17 protein-coding genes are annotated in these 24584 nt (G+C 45.2%); 10 read left to right on the top strand and 7 right to left on the bottom strand.

Annotated features, from left to right (window positions below; translation table 11 throughout):
- Positions 1 to 84: 84 nt before the first annotated feature.
- The 3 genes from gluQRS to sfsA form a co-directional block, all read right to left on the bottom strand.
- Positions 85 to 960, bottom strand: a complete 876-nt coding sequence (gene gluQRS / locus AB4371_RS01225) for a tRNA glutamyl-Q(34) synthetase GluQRS (protein ID WP_372148684.1) — start codon at positions 958 to 960, stop codon at positions 85 to 87.
- Between the two features lie 218 nt (positions 961 to 1178).
- Positions 1179 to 1625, bottom strand: coding sequence for an RNA polymerase-binding protein DksA (dksA, locus tag AB4371_RS01230; protein WP_372103175.1), 447 nt, complete (start codon positions 1623 to 1625; stop codon positions 1179 to 1181).
- Between the two features lie 135 nt (positions 1626 to 1760).
- Positions 1761 to 2486 (bottom strand): DNA/RNA nuclease SfsA, encoded by a 726-nt coding sequence (gene sfsA, locus AB4371_RS01235; protein ID WP_102394608.1) that lies wholly within the window; start codon positions 2484 to 2486, stop codon positions 1761 to 1763.
- 34 nt (positions 2487 to 2520) lie between these two features.
- Here sfsA and hrpB point away from each other — a divergent pair, with 34 nt between their 5' ends.
- The 4 genes from hrpB (at position 2521) to acnB (ending at position 12648) form a co-directional block, all read left to right on the top strand.
- Complete coding sequence (hrpB, locus tag AB4371_RS01240) at positions 2521 to 5019, top strand: ATP-dependent helicase HrpB (protein WP_372148688.1); 2499 nt, start codon at positions 2521 to 2523, stop codon at positions 5017 to 5019.
- On the top strand, positions 5016 to 7415 hold the full coding sequence (gene mrcB / locus AB4371_RS01245; RefSeq protein WP_136977814.1) for a penicillin-binding protein 1B: 2400 nt from the start codon (positions 5016 to 5018) through the stop codon (positions 7413 to 7415). The genes hrpB and mrcB overlap by 4 nt, the downstream gene beginning before the upstream one ends.
- 38 nt (positions 7416 to 7453) lie before the next feature.
- A complete protein-coding gene (locus AB4371_RS01250) occupies positions 7454 to 9787 on the top strand; it encodes a patatin-like phospholipase family protein (RefSeq protein ID WP_372148690.1) in 2334 nt (777 codons plus the stop codon).
- A gap of 272 nt (positions 9788 to 10059) precedes the next feature.
- The gene (acnB, locus tag AB4371_RS01255; protein ID WP_017059425.1) at positions 10060 to 12648 is read left to right on the top strand and encodes a bifunctional aconitate hydratase 2/2-methylisocitrate dehydratase; all 2589 of its coding nucleotides are present in this window, start codon (positions 10060 to 10062) and stop codon (positions 12646 to 12648) included.
- Positions 12649 to 12749: 101 nt separating this feature from the next.
- Here acnB and AB4371_RS01260 read toward each other — a convergent pair whose 3' ends face one another.
- The 3 genes from AB4371_RS01260 to AB4371_RS01270 form a co-directional block, all read right to left on the bottom strand.
- Entirely contained in the window at positions 12750 to 13883 is a 1134-nt protein-coding gene (locus tag AB4371_RS01260) for a glycerate kinase (protein ID WP_017059424.1), read from the bottom strand.
- A 16-nt stretch (positions 13884 to 13899) separates the two neighbouring features.
- Positions 13900 to 15165 (bottom strand): GntP family permease, encoded by a 1266-nt coding sequence (locus AB4371_RS01265; RefSeq protein ID WP_017059423.1) that lies wholly within the window; start codon positions 15163 to 15165, stop codon positions 13900 to 13902.
- Between the two features lie 127 nt (positions 15166 to 15292).
- Complete coding sequence (locus AB4371_RS01270; RefSeq protein ID WP_017066809.1) at positions 15293 to 16447, bottom strand: sugar diacid recognition domain-containing protein; 1155 nt, start codon at positions 16445 to 16447, stop codon at positions 15293 to 15295.
- A gap of 131 nt (positions 16448 to 16578) precedes the next feature.
- Between AB4371_RS01270 and AB4371_RS01275 the strand changes: the two genes are divergently transcribed.
- From AB4371_RS01275 to AB4371_RS01300, 6 genes are all read left to right on the top strand, one after another.
- Positions 16579 to 16947: a YacL family protein gene (locus AB4371_RS01275; protein WP_019824378.1), complete on the top strand. Its 369-nt coding sequence runs from the start codon at positions 16579 to 16581 to the stop codon at positions 16945 to 16947.
- 238 nt (positions 16948 to 17185) lie between these two features.
- Complete coding sequence (gene glnK / locus AB4371_RS01280) at positions 17186 to 17524, top strand: P-II family nitrogen regulator (RefSeq protein ID WP_004738200.1); 339 nt, start codon at positions 17186 to 17188, stop codon at positions 17522 to 17524.
- 27 nt (positions 17525 to 17551) lie between these two features.
- Entirely contained in the window at positions 17552 to 18781 is a 1230-nt protein-coding gene (locus tag AB4371_RS01285) for an ammonium transporter (RefSeq protein ID WP_017059420.1), read from the top strand.
- Between the two features lie 295 nt (positions 18782 to 19076).
- Positions 19077 to 20090, top strand: a complete 1014-nt coding sequence (locus tag AB4371_RS01290; protein WP_017059419.1) for a Fe(3+) ABC transporter substrate-binding protein — start codon at positions 19077 to 19079, stop codon at positions 20088 to 20090.
- Between the two features lie 244 nt (positions 20091 to 20334).
- The gene (locus tag AB4371_RS01295) at positions 20335 to 21960 is read left to right on the top strand and encodes an ABC transporter permease (protein WP_372148692.1); all 1626 of its coding nucleotides are present in this window, start codon (positions 20335 to 20337) and stop codon (positions 21958 to 21960) included.
- Complete coding sequence (locus AB4371_RS01300; RefSeq protein ID WP_102394603.1) at positions 21960 to 22988, top strand: ABC transporter ATP-binding protein; 1029 nt, start codon at positions 21960 to 21962, stop codon at positions 22986 to 22988. The genes AB4371_RS01295 and AB4371_RS01300 overlap by 1 nt, the downstream gene beginning before the upstream one ends.
- Before the next feature lie 150 nt (positions 22989 to 23138).
- Here the strand turns inward: AB4371_RS01300 and AB4371_RS01305 are convergent, their stop codons facing one another.
- Positions 23139 to 24551 (bottom strand): phosphoglucomutase/phosphomannomutase family protein, encoded by a 1413-nt coding sequence (locus tag AB4371_RS01305; RefSeq protein WP_102319894.1) that lies wholly within the window; start codon positions 24549 to 24551, stop codon positions 23139 to 23141.
- Positions 24552 to 24584: the final 33 nt, after the last annotated feature.

Below are 24584 nucleotides of genomic sequence, written 5' to 3' on the forward strand. Positions count from 1 at the left end.
ATTTGAGAACATCGTCTGCTTAACCACAGTGGTTGGTTATGGCATTTTTATGTGTCGTTTTTGCTATTTGCCGTGAGTTTCGAGCTAATTACAGTGCTCTTTTTGTAAACTATCAGGTAACTGACTGACGTTCCATTGTTGGCAGCCCCACAATAAAATCTCATCCATTGAAGCCTCATAAAGGGCCGTCGGGATATCAAAACCTAAGAATCGCATCGCGTTGAGTAACGTTGGTTTTGGGTTGTCTAGATCTATCGCGGTGGCATGGTTCTGTTTTGACAGTTTATTCCCCAAGTCATCGGTTGCCAATGGTAAGTGCAAGTAGCTCACTGTTTTTTGCTTGAGCGTCTTGTACAAACTGATTTGTCGACCTGTTGGTTCTATCAGGTCTGCGCCTCTTACGACTTCCGTTACTCCTTGTTCGATGTCATCAAGGACAACGGCCAAGTTATAGGCAAACAATCCATCTCTACGTTTAATAATAAAATCTTCTACAGCTAGTGCTTTAGGGATTTGAATGGTGCCGTGGCGAACATCATCAAAGGACTCTACTGGAAAGTCCATGCACAAGCGCACCGCCTGTTCACCTGAATCGATTAGGCCTACATCTCGACAGTGACCATTGTAAAAGCCGCCCAAAGCTTTTATCTGCTTGCGGGTGCATTGGCAGTAGTAGGCTTGATTGTCAGCAACCCATTGATCGATTTGAGCTTGATACAAGTCATGACGTTGGCTTTGATAGACGACTTCACCATCCCAAAATAGATGGTAAGCCTCAAGCGTCTTAAGAATGAGGTCTGCAGCGCCGGCCATTTCTCTTGGCGGGTCGAGGTCTTCCATACGAACTAACCATTTTCCTTGGTTAGATTTCGCTTGAAAGTAGCTACCAAGAGCAGCAACAAGTGAGCCAAAATGAAGAGGACCTGACGGTGATGGTGCAAAGCGCCCGATATAATTCATGAGTGAACAACCTAATCTAAATGGTACCGCAGTAGCCGATTCTTAAGACGTTTGATAAGAGCTTTAATGCCTAGAACTAAGCTTCAATCTATAGAACAAGGTTTGATGTATAGAACTAAGGCTTAAAGCTGCTATTTACTATCAAGCGTGTGAAATACTTCGCTTGGATAACAAACAAAAAAGGGAGCCAAGGCTCCCTTTCTTTACATCTGCAAGAATTAACCTTGCATCTGTTTTTCTTTGATCTCTGCAAGTGTTTTACAGTCAATACAAAGATCAGCAGTTGGACGAGCTTCAAGGCGACGAATGCCAATCTCGATACCGCAAGAATCACAGAAGCCGAAATCGTCTTCTTCGATCTTGTCTAATGTCTTCTCAATTTTTTTGATAAGACGACGCTCACGGTCACGGTTACGTAACTCTAGGCTGAATTCTTCTTCTTGAGAAGCACGGTCAACTGGGTCTGGGAAATTCGCTGCTTCGTCCTGCATGTGGTGCACAGTACGATCAACTTCTTCCCTGAGCTGGTTGCGCCAAGCTGATAAAATTTTTGTAAAATGTTCCGTTTGCTCAGGTGACATGTACTCTTCACCTGGCTTCTCTTGGTACGGTTCAACACCTGCGATGGCTAGGATGCCTAGCGCTTTTTTCTTAGATTCTGGCATACAGCATCTCCTATTTACACCTAGTCAACTGCAAAGCAGCTAATTTTAAGGCGGGTATCTATAGCAGAAAGAACGAATGGTGGCAAATACTCTTATTCAAACTTGCAATCAATGTGATTAGCTCAGCATCTTTGCCTAGCTATTGATAAATTCAACAGCTTGTTTTAGTTGTATTTGAGTACTGCTGAGCTCTGCTTTATAGCAAAGCACTTGAACTCCAGCGTCTTGTGCTTGTTTTAGTAATAACGAATATTTGGCGTCTATATGGTGTGCCGCAGACACTTTTTCAATACCTGAATGTAAAACAGTGAATAAAAGTACGGCTCTATTTCCAGATTCGACCATTTCTGTGAGTTCACGCAGATGTTTTTGGCCTCTGGTTGTGACCGCATCAGGGAAAAAACCTTGCCCTTTAGTTGACGTTTCTAGCTCGTCGAGCAAAGTGACGCTTTTCACTTCGATATAGCAAGGCGGCTTTTCGTTATCTTCAAGCAGAATATCAATGCGACTATTCTCACTGCCATATTTCACTTCGGTTCGTAACGCGTTATAACCTAAGAGTTCAACTATAGTCCCATTTTCAATTGCTTCCACTGCTAGCTGGTTTGCCCGCGCAGTATTTACACAAATACGATGACCTTTGTCTGTTTCTGAGATCTCCCAGCTGTTTGGGTACTTTCTCTTTGCATTATCGGAGGTTGAGTACCACACCGTATTGCCAGGAGTCGCACATCCTGTCATCGCTCCAGTGTTAGCGCAGTGAATAGTACGCTCGCTACCGTCAGGAAGTTGGATGTCAGTGAGGAAACGTTTATAGCGTTTAATAAGAGTCGCAGGCTCTAATGGCGGATTGAAGTGCATATTACTTATTTAGACAGGTAGGTTTTTATGTACAATGTTGCCAACATTACACCACAAGGTTCTCCCATTGCCACAACTGCCCATAGAAGCTGTGATGCCAGATCTGCTCGCTGGCGTAGAAACACACACTCAACTTATTCTAAAGGCCGCTCCCGGTGCGGGTAAGTCAACATTCTTCCCTTTACAGTTAGTTAAGACCAACGCCGTTCAAGGCAAAATCATCATGCTTGAACCGAGGCGTTTGGCTGCAAGGAATATTGCTACTTACTTAGCGAGCCAATTGGGAGAAAAGGTGGGAGAGAGCATTGGCTTTAGAGTTCGTGGTGAATCTAAAAGCAGCAGTACGACTCGCTTAGAGATTGTTACTGAAGGGATCATGACAAGAATGATCCAAACCGACCCTGAATTGACAGGGGTTGATATGGTGATCTTTGATGAATTTCATGAGCGCAGCATTCACGCAGATACCGCATTGGCGTTTAGCTTAGAGATCCAAGACGCGCTGCGTGACGATCTAAAAGTGGTTGTGATGTCGGCAACCTTAGATCAACAAGCGCTACAAACTTTGCTACCGGATGCCAAATACGTTGAATCACAAGGTCGCACCTTTCCGGTCGATTTCCGTTATCAGCCTCTTAGTGCAAATGAATATCTAGCCCCTAAAATGGCTAACGTGATTCGCTCTCTGATGGAGAAAGAGTCAGGCTCACTTCTGGCCTTTTTACCGGGCGTTTCTGCGATTAAACAGGTGGAATCTCAACTAGAACAATTCGCCAATGATATCGATGTGTGTCCTCTGTATGGGCAACTCAGCTTTTCTCAACAGCAGAAAGCGATCGCGCCATCAGAGAAAGGGCGTCGAAAGGTGGTGTTAGCGACCAATATTGCTGAGACTTCTTTGACGATTGAAGACATTCGATTGGTGGTTGATTCCGGGCTTGAACGTGTGGCGAAGTTCGATCTGAAAACCGGTATTACTAAGCTTGAGCAAGTTAAGATCTCGCAATCTTCTGCTGAACAACGAGCAGGTCGTGCGGGACGAATTGAAGAGGGCTTGTGCGTTCGTTTGTACAGCGAAACGCAGCTGATGCAGCAACCAGCTATACCAGAACCTGAAATTCTTCATTCTGATTTGTCTTCGCTGGTGTCTGAATTGACGCAATGGGGCGCTGCGAGTGCTGATGAACTGCAATGGTTAGACGTTCCACCCAAAGCTTCTATCGGGCAAGCCAAGCAACTCTTACAGACTCTTGAATTGTTAGACGATAATGGTCAATTTACGGCATTAGGAAAACAGGTCCAACGTTTAGGTCTAGAGCCTCGTATTGCCAGCATGTTGGTTAAAGCGCAGCAAGGTAGTCCTGCTCTGTTGAATGTCGCGATTGTTGCTGCTGCTTTGCTGGAAGAGCCGGAGCGCAATGTGACGGATATTCAACACTCTTTGCATCGACTTAAGCAAAGAAAACATTCCAAAAATAGCGTTGTGATGCAGCGAGCGAAAAGTCTCGCGAGCAAACTCAATCATCACTTAGATTTGTCACAAGCTGACGAATCATTGCTACCATTAGTGCTTTGTTTTGCCTTCCCAGACCGGATTGCACAAGTGAGAAGCGCGACCAGCAGTGCTTTCCTTTTGGCGAATGGCCACGGTGCTGAGGTTCGTGATGATGATCCACTGGCGAACAATAACTATATCGTAGTGATTGATTTGATGCGCAGCACAGGGCGAGCCAGTCAGATTTTCTTAGCCACCGCGGTTGATATCGCACAGTTAGAAGCTGAATTTCCAAAACTGTTTGTGCGTTCCGATTACGCCGATTGGGATGAGAAACGTGGCCGTTTAGTTGCTGAGCAGCGTGTATCTCTGGGCAAGTTGATTATCAGCACCAAAGCTTTACCTGATCCCGATGCGAATCAGGCGAGCCAAGCGCTGCTCAATTATGTCGCTCGATGTGGGTTGGATCGCTTAAATTGGACAGCTTCGGCTAAGCAGTTGGTTGAGCGTGTACGCTGTGCAGAGCTTTGGATGCCTGAGCATGATTGGCCAGCGATGGACGATGCGAGTTTGATTGAACACCTTGATGAGTGGCTATCTCCCTATCTGAATGGCATTAAGTCGGCAAAAGGACTGTCTAGTGTTTCGATTGAGCAAGCATTGTCGGCTTATCTTGGTTGGCCTTTGAATCAAGAAATCGACCAATGGTTGCCAACGCACTATCTGATGCCAACAGGCAGCAAGAAGGCCATTCGTTATCAATATCAATCTGAACCAGTGATCTCAGTGCGAATGCAGGAAGTCTTTGGCGAACAAGACTCGCCATTGATCGCGCAAGGGCGTAAAAAAGTAGTGCTTGAGCTCCTTTCTCCAGCACAGCGACCACTACAAATTACTCAAGATTTAGCTGGCTTTTGGGCTGGCGCGTACAAAGAAGTACAAAAAGAGATGAAGGGCCGTTACCCAAAACATCCTTGGCCGGATGACCCTGCTAACCATGTAGCAACCACTAAAACCAAACGACAGTTGAATCGATGATGACCAAAATGTTAACGCCAAAAAAGGCACCACCTAAAAAAGCGCCAGCAAAGAAGTCACCAGCGACCAAAGCCAAGCCAAGAAAACCAAGAGCGGCTGCGAAAAAGACCAAACCTAAGGCTAAGAAATCTGGCAAAAGAGGTTGGTTGAAGATCCTATGGGGCATTTCTTGGAAAGCGGGCTTAGCGCTTGCGGCATTGCTGTTGTTCGTCGGTATTTATCTTGATTCTGTGGTCAAACAGCGCTTTGAAGGTCAGCTGTTTGATTTGCCAACCGTGGTTTATGCGCGAGTGCTAGACCTGTCTCCGGGAACTCCGGTGAGTTTGGTTCAGGTTAAGAATGAGCTCGATGTACTTAATTACCGTAAGGTGAACGCGCCTCGTCACCCAGGCGAATACTCTTCGTCTTCGACCAAGATTGAAATGATTCGTCGTCCGTTCGAGTTTGTTGATGGACCGGAAGCGGATCGTCATGTGATGCTGCACTTCAATGGTAACGAATTAACTCGCATTCAGTCGCTGGAGAAGAAAGGCGACATGGGCTACCTGCGTGTTGAACCGAAAATGCTTGGCATGCTTGAGAAAAGTAACGATGAGCAGCGCCTGTTCTTAAAACGCAATCAGTTCCCAGAAGTGATGGTTGATGCCTTACTGGCAACCGAAGACCGAAACTTCTATCAACACGATGGTGTGTCGCCACTGGCCATCGCTCGTGCAATGGTCGTTAACGTCAAAGCTGGGCGAACGGTACAAGGTGGTAGTACGCTGACACAACAGTTGGCAAAAAACCTGTTCCTGTCCAGTGAACGTACATTGTGGCGTAAGGTTCGTGAAGCCTACATTGCACTTATCTTAGACCATCGTTACAGCAAAGACCGTATCCTAGAGGCTTACTTAAATGAGGTTTATCTTGGACAGAATGGTGGGCAAGCGATTCATGGCTTCGGTTTAGCGTCTCGTTTGTATTTTGGTCAACCTATTCAAGAGCTGCGCATCGATCAGCTAGCACTGCTGGTGGGTATGGTGAAAGGACCGTCGTATTACAATCCGGTTCGCTATCCTGAGCGTGCTAAGACTCGACGCGATCTGGTTCTTCGCTTATTGATGCAACAAGACATCTTAACTCCGCGACAATACGAAGAGGCGGCGAGTCGTGATTTGGATATTCAAGACAACCCACGCATTGCTAGCCGTCAGCCCGCTTATTTCCAACAAGTAAACATTGAGCTTAAGAAGTATGTCGGCGATCGATTTGAGGCGAAAAAAGGGATTCGAGTCTTTACCTCTCTGGATCCGGTATCTCAAGACAAGTTAGAGAAGTCGATTGCTCGTAAGGTGCCTGATTTATCGAAAACCGCAGGTAATAAGCTGGAAGCAGCAGCTATTGCCGTGGATAGAAATACCGGTGAAATCCGGGCGATGGTCGGTGGTAAGCGTACTGGCTACGATGGCTTTAACCGTGCCTTGAACGCGAGTCGCCCAATTGGTTCTTTGGTCAAGCCTGCAATTTACTTAACCGCACTAGAGCAGCCTCAGAAGTACACGTTGGCGACAACATTGAAAGACACGCCACTGAGCTTGAAAGGCAGTAAAGGTAGCGTGTGGAGCCCGAGAAACTTCGATCGTAAGTTCCGTGGCGATGTGCCTTTGTATGTGGCGCTTTCTAAGTCTTACAACGTACCTACTGTTCGTTTAGGCATGCAATTAGGCATTGATAGTGTCTCGGATACGATTGGAAAACTGGGGGTCGATAAAAATGAGATTCGCCCAGTGCCGTCGATGTTTTTGGGTTCGTTCTCACTGACTCCGTTCCAAGTTGCGCAGATGTATCAAACCATTACCAATTCTGGGCGTATAGCACCTTTGTCTGCGCTTCGCTCAGTTGTTGATAACGATGGCGAGGTTCTGTATCAGTCGATCCCTCGTGTATCACAAAGCGTTGACCAGCAAGCCGCTTGGCTTACAACCTATGCAATGAAACGTGGCGTGTCGGAAGGCACGGGCCGTTTCCTACAAGGTCAGTTTGCATGGGCAGGGTTAGCTGGTAAAACTGGCACTAGTAATGACAGCCGAGACAGTTGGTTCGTGGGCGTAGATGGCCGTGAAGTGACGACCATCTGGCTAGGACGTGATGATAATAAGCCGACTAAGCTTACTGGTTCGAGTGGTGCGTTACGTGTTTATGCCGATTATCTCAAACAGAGAACACCCGAGCAGTTATTACTGCCTTGGCCGACAGGAATTGTCACCGCTAACTTTACTCGAACTTCTGAAGGGGCTTTAGAGTTTGATTGTGATGGTGCAGTTAAACTGCCACTTTGGGATGAGGATGGAAACATTAAAAAGGGCTGTGAAAGTCAACCAAAACAGTGGCTAAAGAAGCTTTTTCAGTGGTAAAGTCGTAACAAGAAAGAATGACAAGGACAGTTAAAATAATGATTTCTCGTTGGTTAGTGAGTGGCTTAGGTGTTGTCGGTACTGTGATCAGTTTTCAGCTGTTTGCATCCACCGCGACACAGATTGATCAATCTCAGCAGGCTGAACAAGCTCATAAAAGGCCAACCGTTGCTGTCGTTCTTGCTGGTGGTGGGGCAAAAGGTGCAGCTCACATTGGTGTGCTTAAAGCTCTAGAAGAGATGCAAATCCCGGTTGATTACATTACCGGTACCAGTATGGGCTCATACGTTGGTGGTCTTTATGCGACAGGGATGAGCGCAGACGAGATCGAGAGCTTTATTTATACGGTTGATTGGAATCGCGGTTATCGTGATCGCGTTAACCGTAGTGATCGCCGTGTACGTGACAAAGAATATGAAGACCGCTACCAACTGAACACCGATCTCGGCTTAGGTTGGGGCGAAATCAAAGCAAGGAAAGGGGTGGTGCAAGGCCAGAATATGTTGCGTATTCTGCGTGAGACCACGGGTAATCTATCCTCATTCGATTCTTTCGACCATCTTGCTATCCCATACCGTTCAGTCGCAACTGACATTATCGAACTTGAAGAGGTGGTCATCGATCATGGCCACCTTGTTGATGCCATGATGGCGAGTATGTCAGTTCCCGGCGCGCTTCCCCCTTATGACCTCGATGGTCGAATGCTGGTTGATGGTGGTGTCACCAATAACATGCCCGTCGACGTAGCCAGAGCGATGGGTGCAGACATCGTCATTGCGGTGGATATCAGTACCAACTACAAAGGCAAAGATGATTTCACGAATTTTCTAGCCGCAGCTGACCAACTCTCTAATTATCTTGTTCAACGCAGCACCCAAGAGCAAGCTGAAACTTTAACAGACGATGATGTCTTCCTGCGCCCAGATGTCGGGGAAATGGAGACGACAGAATTTGATAAAATGCCATCGGCTTTCCTCGCGGGCTATGAAGCTGCTAAGCAGCATACTGATGAACTTTCTAAGCTATCGCTCTCAAATGCCGATTATCAGCATTATATCGAGGACAAACAAAAAGCGCGCAGACAGCTAAAACACGGCGATAAGACCGTCGTTGACCGAGTTGTTATCAATAACAATACCCACTATTCCGATAAGCTGATCGAAAACCGTTTAAACCTTGATTCAGGTGAGATTCTGAAGACCAGTGAAATTGAATCTAAAGTACAAGACCTCTATGCGCTAGATAGATTCGAGTTGGTGACTTATGAATTTGACACGGTAGATGGCGAGGAGCAACTGCTGGTCGATGTGAACGAAAAATCTTGGGGGCCAAACTACCTCAACTTTCGATTCTTTCTTGAAGATGATTTCTCTACTACAAGCCAATACTCGCTCGGTGTCTCAGCCAACTTTACTGATATTAATAAGCATGGTGCAGAGCTAAGAACCAATATCGAGATGGGAACGGACAAGCGAATTGAAGCGGAACTATACTCGCCATTCTTTTCGAGTCAAAAGCTGTTTACTTCGGCATCGGTTGTTTACAGCAAAGAGAACAGAAACCTACCCGCAGATATTGATGATATTGCAGAACCGACACTGGACGTAACGAAAGATTATCTCCCTATGACGTATAGTGAATATGTCGGTGAATTGGCATTAGGCTATCAACCAACCTTGTGGCAGGAGCTGACATTTGGTGTTCGTTATACAGATGGGGATGTTGAGGTTTCTTCGTTACCTTCATTGGGCAGTGGTGGCTACAAGCGTATTGGTGGCTTCATGGGTTACCGACTGGATACTTTGGATAATTTCAGCTTACCGACCAAGGGTTACTTTGTCGATTTAGAGTACCTCGTTTCTCATGATGATTTTGATAATGACAGCTCTCTTGGTGAATCGGATTTAACGTCTGAGAGTGATACGGTTTATGAGTTTTCGGCCAATTTCATGGCAGCAAAGAGTATTGAGAAGCATACTTTAGTCGCAAAGCTGGATTACGGTATTGTAGAGAGCAAAAATTCGATTTTCCCTATTGATCCCAAAGAGCTTGGTGGCTTCTTAAACCTGTCAGGTATTCCAAGGAATAGTATGATTGGTCAGAACTTGGCTTACACCAGCCTTATTTATCGTTATAAGTGGTTTGAAAATGACTTCGGCCTTTTTAAATCACCATTCTACGTGGGCGCATCCATTGAGCATGGTGGTGTTTGGTCGAACAATGATTTGAGTATTGATGAAGCGCCAATGTACACCGCGGGTTCTGTTTTCGCGGGTGTTGATTCTCCAATCGGGCCGATCATTTTAGCTTATGGCCGAACCGAAGATAATTTCGATTCGGTGTATCTGATTGTAGGTACGTCCTACAAATAATCATGCGCAGAGTCGCTATTTAAGTGCGTAATTAGGCAAAAATAGTGGGACTTTCGTCTTAACTTGCTATGTTGGTCAAAATGATAAGATTTTAATTTAACGTTAAATTTGCTATTCTACCGCCCACAGTTTGGCCTCTATGACGCCGCTCATCAATACAAATTGAATGACAAAAATGGCAATGGAGAGCCAAGTTTCCAAGGATGTTCACTTCTTTATTTTACTAACAATTATGAAGGGAAGAAGTGAACCGCAATGAGAGGAAAAAAGTCGTGCTTGAAGCCTACCGTAAACACGTCGAAGAACGTGCTGCCGAAGGAGTTGTTCCAAAACCACTAGATGCTGAGCAGGTAGCTGGCCTAGTTGAACTTCTGAAGAATCCACCTCAAGGTGAAGAAGAAATCATTCTTGACCTACTAGAAAATCGCATTCCACCGGGTGTAGATGAAGCTGCTTACGTAAAAGCTGGCTTCCTTACGGCTATCACTAAAGGTGAAGTAGCTTCGCCACTAGTAAGCAAAGCAAAAGCTGCAGAACTGCTTGGTACCATGCAAGGCGGTTACAACATCGAATCTCTAGTATCTCTACTAGACGATGCTGAGCTTGCTCCAATCGCTGTTAAAGCGCTATCTCATACTCTACTGATGTTCGATGCGTTCTATGACGTAGAAGAGAAAGCGAAAGCTGGCAATGCTGCTGCACAACAAGTACTTCAATCTTGGGCTGATGCTGAATGGTTTACAGCGAAAGATAAAGTAGCAGAAAAAATCACAGTAAAAGTATTTAAAGTCACTGGTGAAACGAACACCGATGACCTATCTCCAGCGCCTGATGCATGGTCACGTCCTGACATCCCAGTACACGCGAAAGCGATGCTGAAGATGGAACGTGATGGCATTACTCCTGATGAACAGGGTAGCGTTGGTCCAATCAAACAAATTGAAGAAATGCAAAAAGATGGCATTCCACTGGCTTACGTTGGTGATGTTGTTGGTACAGGTTCTTCACGTAAATCGGCAACAAACTCAGTACTTTGGTTCATGGGTGAAGATATCCCATTCGTACCAAACAAGCGTACTGGCGGTGTTTGTCTTGGTGGTAAAATTGCACCAATCTTCTACAACACAATGGAAGATTCAGGCGCACTACCCATTGAACTGAACGTACAAGACATGAACATGGGCGATATCATTGATATCTACCCGTACGAAGGTGTTGTTCACAAGAACGGTTCTGTGATTTCAAACTTTGAGCTAAGCAAAGTACTTCTTGATGAAGTGCGTGCTGGTGGCCGTATTCCACTGATCATCGGTCGTGGTCTAACGGGTCGTGCTCGTGACGCTCTAGGTCTAGCTGAAACGGATCTGTTTGCTAAACCAATCGATCCATCTGCATCTGATAAAGGCTACACGCTAGCTCAGAAGATGGTTGGTAAAGCATGTGGCGTTGAAGGTGTTCGTGCTGGTCAGTACTGTGAACCTAAAATGACGACAGTCGGTTCTCAAGATACGACCGGTCCTATGACTCGTGATGAGCTTAAAGATCTGGCGTGTCTTGGTTTCTCTGCAGACCTTGTAATGCAGTCTTTCTGTCACACATCGGCATACCCTAAACCAGTCGATGTAAACACTCACCATACGCTACCTGATTTCATCATGAATCGTGCGGGTGTTTCACTTCGTCCGGGTGATGGCGTTATCCACTCATGGCTAAACCGTATGCTTCTTCCTGATACTGTAGGTACAGGTGGTGACTCGCATACTCGTTTCCCTCTAGGTATTTCATTCCCTGCGGGTTCTGGCTTGGTAGCATTTGCTGCAGCAACAGGCGTTATGCCTCTTGATATGCCTGAATCTATCTTGGTTCGCTTTAAAGGTGAAATGCAACCGGGTATCACGCTACGTGACCTAGTACATGCCATTCCTCTTTACGGCATCAAGCAAGGCCTACTAACGGTAGAGAAAGCCGGTAAGATCAACGAATTCTCTGGTCGTGTACTAGAAATTGAAGGTGTTGAGCACTTATCTGTTGAGCAAGCATTTGAGCTTTCTGATGCATCTGCTGAGCGTTCTGCTGCAGGTTGTACCGTTAAGCTTTCTGAAGAGTCTATCTCTGAGTACTTGAACTCGAACATCGTGATGCTGAAGTGGATGATCGCTGAAGGTTACGGTGATGTTCGTACGATTGAGCGTCGTATTACAGCAATGGAAGAGTGGCTAGCTAACCCTGAGTTGCTGTCTGCTGATTCAGATGCGGAATACGCGCACGTTATCGAGATTGACCTTGCTGATATCGATCAACCAATCCTATGTGCACCAAACGATCCAGATGATGCTCGTCTTCTATCTGACGTTCAAGGCACAGAGATTCAAGAAGTGTTCATCGGTTCTTGTATGACCAACATCGGCCACTTCCGTGCCGCTGGTAAGATGCTTGAAGAGTTCAATGGTTCTCTAAACACTCGCCTATGGGTTGCTCCGCCAACGAAGATGGATAAAGACCAACTGACAGAAGAAGGCTACTACGGCATCTTCGGTCGTGCTGGGGTACGTATCGAAACTCCTGGCTGTTCACTATGTATGGGTAACCAAGCTCGTGTTGCTGATGCTTCGACGGTTATGTCGACGTCAACGCGTAACTTCCCGAACCGCTTAGGTAATGGCGCGAACGTTTATCTGGCTTCTGCTGAGCTTTCTGCTGTTGGCGCGATTCTAGGTCGCATCCCAACGAAAGAAGAGTACTTAGAGTACGCTGAGAAGATTAATGCAACGGCTGCTGATACATACCGTTACCTGAACTTCCATAAAATGGGTCAGTACACGGAAAAAGCAGACACGGTTATCTTCCAAGAGCCTGCGTAACGTCTGATTTTGTTGTAAATATAATTAAGGCCGCTGTGAATAGCGGCCTTAATTGCTTTTAGCATACAGCGAAAATTGCTTTTAGCTTACAGAGAGCTCGATTAGTGCTTAATCGTATACATTGCTGCAACATTGCGAGCAGTAAGTTCAATATTTTCAGCCGCTTCAGCCAAAGCTGTCGGCAAGTCTACTGAACGGTTCACTACCGCAAATACCGCGTCGATACCATGCTCATGAACCACACCACAATCACTGGCTAGACAGCCGGCAATACCGATGACAGGCAGTTTATGTTTTTTGGCTGTGCGAGCGACACCAATCGGTGTTTTGCCATGAATGGTTTGGCTATCAATGCGCCCCTCTCCTGTAATCACAAGATCAGCATCTGAGACTATTTCATCTAAATTGACGGCGTCCATTACGATGTTAATACCAGGGCGAAGCTCCGCATTTAACAGGCCAACAAGTGCCGCGCCTAGACCGCCTGCCGCGCCAGCACCAGGGAGATCAATGACATCGACGCCTAACTGGTTTTTCATGATACTGGCATAATGAGCAAGGTTAGCATCTAACAGCTCAACCATTTCTGGTGTTGCGCCTTTTTGCGGACCGAATACCTGTGATGCCCCTTTTGGTCCGCATAATGGATTATCGACATCACAAGCGACCTCTAAGCGTACGTTTTGTAGGCGTGGGTCGAGGTTGGTGAGATCAATGGTTGTCAGTTTTGACAGTTCACCACCACCAAACACCAGCTCGTGACCCTCTGCATCTAGCATACGAATGCCTAGCGCTTGAGCCATTCCTAAGCCACCATCATTGGTCGCACTACCACCAATGCCAATAATAATATGCTCTACACCTTTATCTAATACGGCTTTGATCAACTCACCCGTACCATAGGTAGTGGTTTTTAGTGGATTACGTTGTTCTGGAGAGACTAAATCTAGGCCGGAAGCGGCCGCCATTTCAATAATGGCAGTTTTACCGTCACCGAACATACCGTAGAAGCCTTCGACAATTTCACCTAATGGACCAATCACTGGATGTTGGATGATAGAGCCATTGGTCGCATCCACCAGAGATTGTACTGTGCCTTCACCACCATCAGCCATTGGTAATTTTACGTATTCGGCGTTTGGTATTAGCTGTTTAAAGCCATCTTCAATCGCTTGAGCAACGCCCATTGCTGATAGGCTTTCTTTATATGAGTCAGGAGCAATTACAATTTTCATTTTGATACCTTTAAACTTAAACAAACAGACCAAATACACCGAAGATCATTACTGAGACGAAGGCGATAACAAGACCGACCGCTGACTCATAAGGGATGAGTTTTAGACGTTCATGAATACTCATATGTACCGCACCACCCGTGGCATGGAAGAAGCTACCATGTGGCATATGGTCAAGTACTGTCGCACCAGAGTGGATCATTGCTGCGCCTGCGAGAGCTGGAACACCTAGCTCAAGAATGGTGCTGGCAAATACATTCGATGCCACTACTGTTCCGGCAGTTGTCGATGCGGTTGATAGTGCCATCAGTGCGCCAGAAAACGGAGCAAGTAAGTAAGAAGGCAGCCCAGACATCGTCAGCACTTCAATCAGATCAGCTTTTAGTCCTGAGTTAGCAATGATGCCTGCAATGGTTCCTGTGCCCAGTAGCATTACAGCAACCGGTGCCATACGTGACAAGCCTGAAACCGCAAAGCTATTGGCTTGTTTGAAGCGACCCATAGCCAGCGCACCCAGCAATCCACCCAAGGGTAATGCAATTAGAGGATCAACATTGATATCAGCGAGTGGTCGCAGCGCGAGTAGGGCAATAGCCACTAACGGTGCAACGATTGAAGAAGAAAAGCTTGGCAGTGAACTTTGATCCGCTTTGACCACTTCACTTTCCGCTACTTTTGAACCTTTATTAACGAGGCGCTTTGCCAAGAAGTAGGCGAAAAGCAGCCCAAATAGACCCGGAATCACGCCTGCAGCCATCACAGAGGTTAACGGAACATTGAACGCATCAGCCGCCGCAATGGCATTTGGGTTAGGCGACATGACATTACCTGCTTTACCGCCGCCCACCATCGCCAAAAGGATCGCGGTTTTAGAAAGGTCTGCGCGGCGAGCAATAGCCAGTGCAATAGGAGAAACCGTGATAACGGCCACATCAACGAAAACGCCAACAGCGGTTAAAATCATGGTCGCAATGGCAAGAGCAAGTAAGGCGCGAGTTTCGCCTACTTTTTTGATGATGGATTCTGCAATCGAGGTAGCCGCCCCTGATTCAATTAGTACGCCGGCCAACACACCAGCGGCGAGAATTCGCATCACTGAAGTGACGATCCCTTGGGCACCACCTATCATTAACTCAACGGTTTCGGTGAGAGAAACGCCGCCAACCACGCCGCCAACCAAAGCACCGATGATCATGCCGTAGGTGGGTGGCACTTTTTTAAGAATGAGCGCGATAGCAACAATCAATGCTGAAAGTGCGCCAAGAGTTGAAACTTCAATCATGTTCTATTTCCCAGATAACGATGTGTCATTTTCGGCAAATATAAAGATATAGGGTTGGTAAGTCTTTGTCATTCTCTACAAATAAGTGCTCAAATCGGTCCTTTTAAATTGTGCAGCTGCACATTTTTTAGCTCGACCAGTGGAATAGATTTATTGCAATGTAGAGTTGAAATAGATCGTCTATATTGTTGATATTTAATGATGTTATTTGGTTTATCTTGTCTGTTCGATAGCGTAGCGTATTGCGATGGATATGTAGTTCGTTACAGGTGAGAGCTGAATCACAGTTCTGTTTTAAATATGTCTTCAAAGTTTTGATCAGTATCCCTTTACTGTCCTGTTGTTGAAGATGTAGGTAAGACTGCTCCAGTTGCTCACGAATCCATGGATCTTGTAACAGGCTACTCATAATGGCCGGCAGTCGATAGTCTTGATAGAAAAACATGTCTCCGGGGCGGTTACCGACACTGCGCATAGTGAGCTCAGCGGTATCATATGAGCGTGCTAAACCAGAAAGTCCGGTAAAGTAATCCCCAAGCGCAATCTTGATTTGAAACTTAGCTTCTTTCTTTATTCTTTTGAGTAGCAATTTCACGCGCTTGGCTTCTGCATCCTTGGACCAGCTGTTCCCTATCAGGGTTATAGGCTTGAGTACCACCACTTCGTTTTGTGAAACAGACAAGATACCGACTAAATTATCGCGCTCGGGATATTCAAGTAAATGTACTAATTGCTGTAAGTTTTCCAATGAAGGCGCAGTGTCTCCTATCGGTAACACCTTGACGATGGCGGCAATCCGCGGTTGTGCAAGGTCGAGATCCAGACGCTGTGCGATGGATTGCAGTTGCATGTCATTAAGCGTGCTACCTCGGATTAATTGCAATACCAATTCTTCACGATGCCTCTTATTCCATTCTACTTGAGACATAAGTACAGCTTGTTCAACAATAAGCTCAGCGGTCATCTTCACCAGCTCACCAAAATGATGAACTTGCTGCAGTGTCCCAGAAACCCCAATCGCCCCAATGACATTATCCTGAAATAGAATCGGTAAATTAACTCCAGGCTTAACCCCTTTTAGGTGTTCGGCAGTGGCTTCGTCAATATTAACGACTCGTGATTCGGTGATGGCAAGTACCGCTCCTTCATGTTTTTGGTATAAGCGAGTAGGATCACTGGATCCAATAATGCGACCTTTATTATCCATCACATTAATCGAGTGTGGGATGATTTTCATGGTTCGTTCGACAATTTGTTTGGCAATCATTTCGTTCAACTGCATAGAGCCCTCCTCTTCATTGACTGTGTAGGTTGGATCGTAACGATAAATTCGTCAATACGCTCGTTTCTGACAAGACAATGGTATACTCAGAAATAGTATCGCTTGAGTATTAATGCAGTATAGGTTGAGTTATGGAGTTTGAATTTACTAGAAACACTCTAATGGGTGAATACTATGTGAAATGCAGCATGGGCCATGAGATTGTTGGCCGTTGGCTTCAAGAAGAGATCGGTAAAGATAAGCAAAAATTAGATCATGTGATGGCGTTGATTGAGCAATCTCGACAGGACTTGAGCAATGAAGTGACGTTGCTTGGCAAAGAGATTAGCCTTGCGATTAATGAAGACGAAGTAACGATTCAAGAAAACGTGTTAGCGCATGAGCAAGAGATGGAAGAGGGCAGTGAGTTCGACTTCTATAACTGTGAAAGCCAAGCAAGCTGTGGAATCGACGATTTCGAACTGCTCATCGAACGCTGGATGGATTTTTTAGGTTACTAGTCCTAAGACCTATTTGTTAGTCATTCAGAGCTTTGAAGGCTCCGTTGCCCAAAACTGGAGCAATAAGAGCATCGCGCATTAAGATAGTGAAAAGGCTGCACCATGTTGGTGCGGCCTTTTTCGTTATTACGACCTGATTATCTTCATTTTATTTAAAATCAATCACTTAACTTTTTGGCACGCTACTTGGATTGTAATAAGAGAATTAACGGATTAAGTAAGAATTTAAGGAACGAATATGAAATTAATAAATGCCATTGTTAAGCCATTCAAATTAGACGATGTACGCGAAGCGCTCTCTGATGTGGGTATTGAAGGTATGACTGTTTCTGAAGTGAAAGGCTTTGGTCGTCAGAAGGGACATACTGAATTGTATCGTGGTGCAGAGTACCAAGTGGATTTCCTACCAAAGGTGAAGCTAGAGATTGCTACCCAAGCTGAGAATGTTGACCGAGTTGTTGAAGCGATTAGCCAAGCGGCACACACCGGAAAAATCGGCGACGGCAAAATTTTTGTGTATGACCTAAGCCAAGCCGTACGAATTCGTACTGGTGAAATGGATGCTGAAGCACTTTAAAGAATTACAAGGACTGGAGACTTTAATATGGAACTTACAACAACAGTAACGGAACTACGTTACGCACTAGACACTTTTTTCTTCCTCATTTCAGGTGCGTTGGTAATGTGGATGGCAGCAGGCTTCGCGATGTTAGAAGCTGGCCTAGTTCGTTCAAAGAACACCACAGAAATTTTAACTAAGAACATCTGTTTGTACGCAATTGCTTGTACTGCTTTCTTAGTGGTTGGTTACAACATCATGTATGTCGACAACGGTGAAGGCGGTTGGTTGCCATCATTTGGTACTCTAATTGGTACACAAGGTGAAGGCGCAGACCACTCTCTAGAATCAGACTTCTTCTTCCAGGTAGTATTCGTTGCAACAGCAATGTCTGTAGTATCTGGTGCGGTTGCTGAGCGTATGAAGCTTTGGTCATTCCTAATCTTCTCTGTAGTACTAACAGCGTTCATTTACCCTGTTGAAGGTTATTGGACTTGGGGCGGTGGTTTCCTATCAGAAGCGGGTTTCAGTGACTTCGCAGGTTCAGGTATCGTACACATGGCTGGTGCAGCAGCAGCGTTAGCTGGTGTTCTACTACTCGGTGCTCGTAAAGGTAAATACGGTAAGAACGGTGAAATCTACCCGATTCCTGGTTCAAACATGCCACTTGCAACGCTAGGTACATTTATCCTTTGGTTCGGTTGGTTCGGTTTCAACGGCGGTTCTCAACTGATGGTTTCGGATTTTGAGAACGCAACAGCAGTAGGTCAAATCTTCCTTAACACCAACGCAGCAGCAGCAGCAGGCGCAATTGCAGCACTACTAGTATGTAAAACAACTTGGGGTAAAGCAGACCTAACAATGATTCTTAACGGCGCGTTAGCTGGCCTAGTAGCAATCACTGCAGACCCTCTATCACCATCACCTCTATTTGCTGTAGCGATTGGTTCGGTATCTGGTGCATTGGTTGTATTCAGCATCATCGCTCTAGACAAAGCTAAGATTGATGATCCAGTAGGTGCTATCTCTGTACACGGTGTATGTGGTTTCTTCGGTCTAATGGCTGTGCCACTAAGCAACGCTGATGCAACGTTTGGTGCTCAGCTAATGGGTGCAGCAGTCATCTTTGCATGGGTATTCGGTGCTAGCCTAGCAGTATGGGCGGTGCTTAAAGCAACAATCGGTATCCGAGTAACGGAAGATGAAGAACTTGAAGGTATGGACATGCACGATTGTGGTGTCGGCGCTTACCCTGAGTTTGTATCAGTAAAATAATCAACAGTCGTCGCCTAATCTGAATGGGTTAGGTTGGACAAAGAAAGCCCCGCAACTCTTGTTGCGGGGCTTTGTTGTATTTACGGTTGCACAATATATAAACACGAACGTTGAAGTTAGGCTCATTGTTTAAGAGGAACGACAAGACACAAAGTTGAAATAGTTTGTTACAAAAGTGAGAGTTTGAATGGTCTGAGTAGACGGATTTTTTGTTGGTCGTCATTGTAATTATGTTAATGATGAATATAATAACGCAACTGATAGACATTATCATTTCGATATAAAGGATTTTACAATGAAGAAACTGCTAACACTTTCAGCTCTAGCGTGTGGTGTAATTGCCCCGACAGCAATGGCTGCGGAAGAAGTAAACGTATACTCTTACCGTCAACCTTTCCTTGTTGAGCCAATGTTCAAAGAGTTCACAAAAGAGACTGGTATTAAAGTAAACGTTAAGTTTGCTAAAAAAGGTTTAGCAGAGAAGTTAGCTCAAGAGGGTGAATACAGCCCAGCTGACGTTGTCTTAACTGTAGATATCAGCCGTCTATCTGAATTAACTAAACAAGGTCTAGTTCAATCTGTAGAGAGCGATGTACTTGAAAAGAACATCCCAGCTCAATACCAAGATACAGATAACGAGTGGTTCGCTCTAACAACTCGTACACGTAGCGTTTATTCTTCACGTGACCGTGTTGGTCGTCTAGGTGAAGAGTTCACTTACGAAGATCTAACTAAGCCTGAATTTAAAGGCAAAATCTGTACTCGTAGTGGTAAGCACCCATACAATGTTTCTCTAGTATCTTCGATGATTGCTCACAAAGGTGAAGCTGAAACGAAAGAATGGCTAGAAGGCGTAAAAGCAAACCTAGCACGTAAGCCTCAAGGTAACGACCGCGCGCAAGTTAAAGCGATTAAAGAAGGTCTATGTGATGTTGCTCTTGGTAACAGCTACTACCTAGGTAAGATGGTTAATGATAAAGAGCAAAAAGCTTGGGCTGACTCTGTTTACATTAACTTCCCTAACCAAGAGACTACAGGTACTCACGTAAACATCTCTGGTATGGCAATGGCTAAATACTCTCCAAATGAAGAGAATGCCGTTAAGCTGATGGAATTCCTATCTGGTGACACAGCACAAAGCATGTACGCAGAAGTGAACTACGAATACCCAGTGAAAGCAGACGTTAAACCTTCTGAGCTTGTTGCTTCATGGGGCGAGTTCAAAGCGGATACTATTTCTCTAGACGAAATTGCAAACCACCACGCGGCTGCAATCAAGCTATTAGACGAAGTTAAGTTCGATCTATAATTTATTACGGTAGGCTTCGGCCTAAGTAAAATGACAACCTCAAGTCGCCATTTTGGCTACTTGGGGTTGTTTGTTATTGGAAAATCACTTTTTGATACAAAGCACCCCGTTGATCCCTTGAGTTATTAGCATCTCACCTTGAAGTCATTAGAGTATATGGGTATAAATAACCCCACCATTAAAAGGATATGAGATGTATTTGCAAATGCATTTGTGTTTCATTAAGCCTCGTTGTAGTTAGGCGATGAAAGAAAAGAATTATTTATGGAACACCAGTAGCGGCATTATTGCTGTATTACTGGTTTTACCGATCTTAGCGATTTTTACGACGGCTGTTGGAGAAACAGATGAGCTATTTTCTCATCTGATGTCCACAGTAATGCCCACCTATGCTTACAATACGGTGGTTTTAGTCATGGGAACCTTATTCCTGTCTTTGGTTTTTGGTATTCCGTCTGCTTGGATTATGGCAATGTGCCGTGTTCCGGGAGAGCGGGTTTTGCAATGGGCGCTAGTACTGCCATTAGCAATGCCAGGCTATATTGTTGGGTATATATTCACCGATTGGTTCGACTTTGCTGGGCCTGTTCAAGTTCTACTGCGAGATCTTACTGGGTGGGGACCCGGTGAGTATTGGTTCCCGGATATTAGAACCTTATCTGGTGCTATTATTGTTCTGTCTCTCGTTCTCTATCCTTATGTTTACTTGCTGTGCCGCGCCGCATTTATGGAGCAAAACGTCTCCTTACTGCAATCCGCTCGGTTGCTAAAATGCTCACCTTGGGAAAGCTTTCGTCGTATCTCGTTGCCACTTGTTCGCCCATCAATGGCGGTAGGTCTATCGCTTGTTGCGATGGAAACTATCGGTGATTTTGGTACCGTGAGTTACTTTGCAGTCAACACTTTAACGACAGCGGTTTACGATACCTGGTTAGGTTATTCAAGTTTAACGGCTGCTGCGAAAATATCGGCAATTATGCTAGTTATCGTGATCTTGCTGTTGAGTTCAGAGCGCTACAGTCGTCGTAAACAGAAACTGTTCCAGAATCAATTCAGCAGTCGTGAAGACTTTCGTTACGACCTATCCGGTTGGAAGAAGTGGTTGGCACTGTTTTGGTGCTGGGGATTAGTGTGCGTTGCATTCTTATTCCCTCTGGGTCAGTTGATGATCTATACCTACAAATACTTTGCACAAAGTTGGACGCCTGAATTCAGAGAGTATGCTGTTAACAGTCTTTATGTGTCAGTAATCGCGGCGATTATTGGCGTTATCATTGCGATGATTGTGAACTTTAATCAACGTGTCAGCCCGAGTAAGAAAAATCAGGCTTATATGCGTATTGCTTCGATGGGCTATGCTGTTCCAGGCACTGTGTTGGCGATTGGTGTGATGGTGCCTGTGTTGTTCATGGATCACTTAGTCAATGATATTGCCAAAGTGATGGAGTGGGGACGTCCGGGGCTGATTTTCTCTGGTTCCATGTTTGCGCTTATCTTTGCAATGGTGGTGCGTTTTTCTGCAGTGGCGATTGGCAGTATTGAAAGTAGCTTGAGTAAAGTATCTCCTTCATTGGATATGGCTTCTAAAACCATGGGTTGCAATACCAACCAGATGTTACGTCGTGTTCATTTACCTTTGATTAAACGCGGCGCGCTGATCGCCGGTTTACTGGTGTTTATCGAATCAATGAAAGAGCTAAATGCGGCATTGCTGCTGCGTCCTTTCAACTTCGAAACATTAGCGACCTATGTTTATAACTATGCCTCAGATGAGCACCTCGAATTGGCGGCGATGCCTGCTGTATTACTGGTGTTAGTAGGTTTAATTCCTCTGATCATCGTAAACCGTTCTTTGGAGCAGAAACACTAATGAGTTGTGCATTATCAATTAAAGATCTGACTTGTAAGTATGAGTCGCAAACCATCTTGGAAGCGCTCTCGTTAGAAGTTGAGCATGGTGAAATTGTTTGTCTTCTTGGTGCAAGTGGTTGCGGGAAAACCACCTTACTTAAGGCGATTGCTGGCCTGCTTCCATTGAGTAGTGGCGTAATGAGTTTAAACTGTCAAACCATCGATGATGGCGATAATTGGTTGCCACCGGAGCAACGAAATATCGGTATGATTTTCCAAGACTACGCTCTGTTCCCGCACTTGACGGTCAACCAGAACGTTGGCTTTGGACTAAAAGAACTCTCAGAGCAGCAAAAGAAAGAGAAAGTTCAAGAGATGTTAGAGTTGGTTCATTTAGATGAGTATGGTGAACGATACCCACATCAACTTTCTGGTGGTCAACAGCAGCGTGTTGCGATTGCCCGATCTTTGGCATACAAGCCTGACTTACTGCTGTTAGATGAACCATTCTCGAACATTGACACTCAAGTTCGTCATGAGCTGATTTCTCAAATTCGTAAGATCTTTAAGAAGCAGGGTGTGACCGCTATTTTTGTGACTCACAGTCGCGAAGAGGCATTTGCTTTTGCAGATAAGATGGCTGTGATGAACCATGGTGTGATTGAACAGTATGGTTCGGCATCTGAGTTGTATTTCCACCCTTCGAGTAAGTTCGTTGCTGATTTCTTGGGTGGCGGTAGCTACTTAAAGGCACAGCGTATTTCGGAGCATGAATTTGAAACCAGTTTGGGTATGGTTGAAGCCAAACCGCAAACGGAGATTGAGTTCGGCAATACATGTGAGCTTCTGCTAAGGCCCCAGCATATCCAAGCAAGTTACGAGCAAGATAGTGCTATTTCGGTGCTAGAACAGCAATTTATGGGTGATCACTGTCGTTATGTAATCGAAGCGCATGGTCAGAAGTTATTAGCAACCTCGTCAGAAGCACTTGAAGTGGGTATGCCGGTCAACGTAAAAGTCGATACCAAAGGCGTATTGGCTTTTTAAAGAGATATAACGCGATACTAATCGTTACAAGAATCGCGATAAAAAAGCCCAGCACTTTAATCAAAGTACTGGGCAAGAGTTCTTCACTTATAGGCTTTAACAAGGCAGTGATTTGTTAAGTCCCATACAAAACTGCTGCACTCTATAAGCCTATAGAGAGAGGAAGTCTTTCACTTTTTGAAGAACACGTTCTGCAGTGTCTTTATCTTCCATTTCTGCGAAGATTCGTAGTAACGGCTCTGTTCCTGAGAAGCGAGCAATGACCCAGCCGCCATTCTTGAAGTACACCTTGGCACCATCTTCATAGCTGACTCTTTCAATTTCGTATTCAAATTCAGGCAGTTGCTTCTCGACGTAGATCTTAGTGTAGAGCGCTTCTTTCTCTGAAGGTTTAAACTTATAATCGCCTTCTGCGGTGTAGGCATAGCCATATTTAGAGTAAATCTCATCAAGTAATTCAGACAGCTTCTTGCCTGTCACACTGATCATCTCAACCAGTAAGCTTGAAGCAAATACGCCATCCTTACCTTTGATATGACCACGAATGGTTAAACCCCCCGAACTTTCGCCGCCAATCAGAGAGTCATCGGCCTCCATTTGTGAGCTGATGTGCTTAAAGCCTACAGGAACCTCAAAGCTCTTCTCACCATGATCCGCCGCGACTTTATCCAGTAGATGTGTGGTTGCGATGTTACGAACGACAGAGCCCTTCCAACCTTTGTATTCCAGCAAGTAGTAGTAAAGTAGGAGTAGTACTTCGTTAGGGTGAATGAAGTGACCTTTCTCATCGATGATTCCCAAACGGTCAGCATCGCCATCAGTACCAATACCAATGTCATAGCCTTCTGCTGCAACTAAGTGCTTCAAGCGATACAGCGTTGCAGCATTTGGCGACGGCATTAAGCCACCAAAATCTGGGTTTTTGCCATCGTTGATGACGTCGACATCACAGCGACCGTTAATCAGCACGGTTTGCAGAGCGTTTTTCGCCACACCAAACATTGGGTCGATCAGCACGCGTAGATTCGCTTTCTTAATCGATTCAATATCGATGGCATTAATGATGGAATCAACAAAGGCGTTCATCGGGTTGATGATTTCGATCTCTTTGTCATTCAACGCTTGCTCGAAATCGACACGAATAATATCTTCGTTGGTCAGTGTTGCGATTTGCTGTTCGATCTTCTCTGTGATGATCTCATCAGCATCACGGCCACCTTCAATGAATACCTTGATGCCATTGTAATCGGCTGGGTTGTGAGAGGCGGTAATACACGCCGAGTAGGTGCATCCCATCTCTTTTGCTTGGAACATCACGATAGGTGTTGGAACAAACTTATCGATGAAGCTTACTTTGATGTTGTTCGCCGCAAGTACTTCTGCAAACCAACATGCGGCTTTATCGGAAAGGAAACGACGGTCATAGCCGATCACAAACCCATTCTTGGCTGCATCTTCGTTGTTGATGATGTTAGCGAGTGCTTGCGCTACCAAACGGACGTTTTCTCTAGTGAACTCCTCACCAATGAAAGCGCGCCAGCCACCTGTACCAAATTTAATCATTAGAAAATCCTTTTAGTCTCATTGTCTCAAGCC

Source organism: Vibrio sp. 10N.261.51.A3, from assembly GCF_041471965.1.
Classification (GTDB): domain Bacteria; phylum Pseudomonadota; class Gammaproteobacteria; order Enterobacterales; family Vibrionaceae; genus Vibrio; species Vibrio crassostreae_C.

Coding starts and splice junctions, on each gene's coding strand:
- sfsA (WP_102394608.1), bottom strand. CDS start 2,486: ATGCACTTCAATCCGCCATTAGAGCCTGCGACTCTTATTAAACGCTAT.
- AB4371_RS01305 (WP_102319894.1), bottom strand. CDS start 24,551: ATGATTAAATTTGGTACAGGTGGCTGGCGCGCTTTCATTGGTGAGGAG.
- glnK (WP_004738200.1), top strand. CDS start 17,186: ATGAAATTAATAAATGCCATTGTTAAGCCATTCAAATTAGACGATGTA.
- AB4371_RS01270 (WP_017066809.1), bottom strand. CDS start 16,447: ATGCAGTTGAACGAAATGATTGCCAAACAAATTGTCGAACGAACCATG.
- hrpB (WP_372148688.1), top strand. CDS start 2,521: ATGTTGCCAACATTACACCACAAGGTTCTCCCATTGCCACAACTGCCC.
- mrcB (WP_136977814.1), top strand. CDS start 5,016: ATGATGACCAAAATGTTAACGCCAAAAAAGGCACCACCTAAAAAAGCG.
- AB4371_RS01300 (WP_102394603.1), top strand. CDS start 21,960: ATGAGTTGTGCATTATCAATTAAAGATCTGACTTGTAAGTATGAGTCG.
- dksA (WP_372103175.1), bottom strand. CDS start 1,625: ATGCCAGAATCTAAGAAAAAAGCGCTAGGCATCCTAGCCATCGCAGGT.
- AB4371_RS01260 (WP_017059424.1), bottom strand. CDS start 13,883: ATGAAAATTGTAATTGCTCCTGACTCATATAAAGAAAGCCTATCAGCA.
- AB4371_RS01265 (WP_017059423.1), bottom strand. CDS start 15,165: ATGATTGAAGTTTCAACTCTTGGCGCACTTTCAGCATTGATTGTTGCT.
- gluQRS (WP_372148684.1), bottom strand. CDS start 960: ATGAATTATATCGGGCGCTTTGCACCATCACCGTCAGGTCCTCTTCAT.
- AB4371_RS01275 (WP_019824378.1), top strand. CDS start 16,579: ATGGAGTTTGAATTTACTAGAAACACTCTAATGGGTGAATACTATGTG.
- AB4371_RS01285 (WP_017059420.1), top strand. CDS start 17,552: ATGGAACTTACAACAACAGTAACGGAACTACGTTACGCACTAGACACT.
- AB4371_RS01250 (WP_372148690.1), top strand. CDS start 7,454: ATGATTTCTCGTTGGTTAGTGAGTGGCTTAGGTGTTGTCGGTACTGTG.
- AB4371_RS01290 (WP_017059419.1), top strand. CDS start 19,077: ATGAAGAAACTGCTAACACTTTCAGCTCTAGCGTGTGGTGTAATTGCC.
- AB4371_RS01295 (WP_372148692.1), top strand. CDS start 20,335: ATGAAAGAAAAGAATTATTTATGGAACACCAGTAGCGGCATTATTGCT.